Source organism: Streptomyces rhizosphaerihabitans, assembly GCF_025399795.1.
Classification (GTDB): Bacteria; Actinomycetota; Actinomycetes; order Streptomycetales; family Streptomycetaceae; genus Streptomyces; species Streptomyces rhizosphaerihabitans.
In genome coordinates this window covers 1-858 of sequence record NZ_JAODTZ010000162.1, presented here as the reverse complement: position 1 = coordinate 858, position 858 = coordinate 1, and the positions used below count along the sequence as shown (strand labels likewise).

At 69.0% G+C, this 858-nt stretch carries 2 protein-coding genes; both read right to left on the bottom strand.

The annotated features are described in order from the left end of the window. On the bottom strand, positions 1-242 hold a 242-nt coding region (locus N4G66_RS45215; protein WP_261710155.1), incomplete at its 3' end, for a LacI family DNA-binding transcriptional regulator. 76 nt (positions 243-318) lie between these two features. After that, the coding region (locus N4G66_RS45210) for an ATP-binding cassette domain-containing protein (RefSeq protein ID WP_261710154.1) at positions 319-858 on the bottom strand (540 nt) is incomplete at its 5' end.

Genomic DNA, 858 nt, shown 5'->3' with positions numbered 1-858 from the left:
CCGAAGAAGGGGTTGGCGAGGTCGGGAATGACCAGGCCGATGGTGGTGTCCGGGCCGCCGATGCGGATGTTGCGGGCCATGAGGTTCGGCTGGAAGCCGAGCTTGGCCACTGCGGCGAGTACCTGTTCCCTGGTCTGCGCGGAGGCGGGTCCGTCCTCGTTGAGGACTCGGGAGACCGTCTTGGCGCTGACGCCGACTTCTCGGGCGACGTCGGCCAGGGTGGGGCGGCGGTTCGCTGCCATGGAGGAAACCGTCTCCTGAGGGCTCTCGCTTCCGGCCGCGGCCTCGGCCGGAAGATGCGAGAGCTGGGTAGTGCTGTCAGGTGGCCCGGACTCCGGCGGCCTTCGCGGCCTCCGAATCCGCTACGACAGTATCTCCGGTTTCGTCGACTGTGAGGGCGCCGGTCATGATGGAGACGACCTCGGCCATGGAGTAGTCGGAGGGCTTGATCACGGCAGCGCGCCGGCCGAGGCGGTGGACGTGGATCCGGTCGGCGATCTCGAAGACGTGGGGCATGTTGTGGCTGATCAGGACGACCGGCATGCCCTTGTCGCGGACCCGGCGGATGAGGTCGAGGACCTGGCCGGACTCCTTGACGCCGAGGGCGGCGGTGGGTTCGTCCATGACGACGACGGAGCGGGCCCAGGCGACGGAACGGGCGACCGCGACGGCCTGCCGCTGTCCGCCGGAGAGCGTCTCCACCGACTGCGTCAGCGAGCGCAGGCCGATCTTCAGGTCGGCCATGTGCTCGGCGGCCTCCTGGCGCATGCGCTTCTTGTCGAGCATGCGGAACACACTGCCGAGGACGCCGGGGCGGCGCAGCTCGCGGCCGAGGAACATGTTCGAGGCGATGTCCAT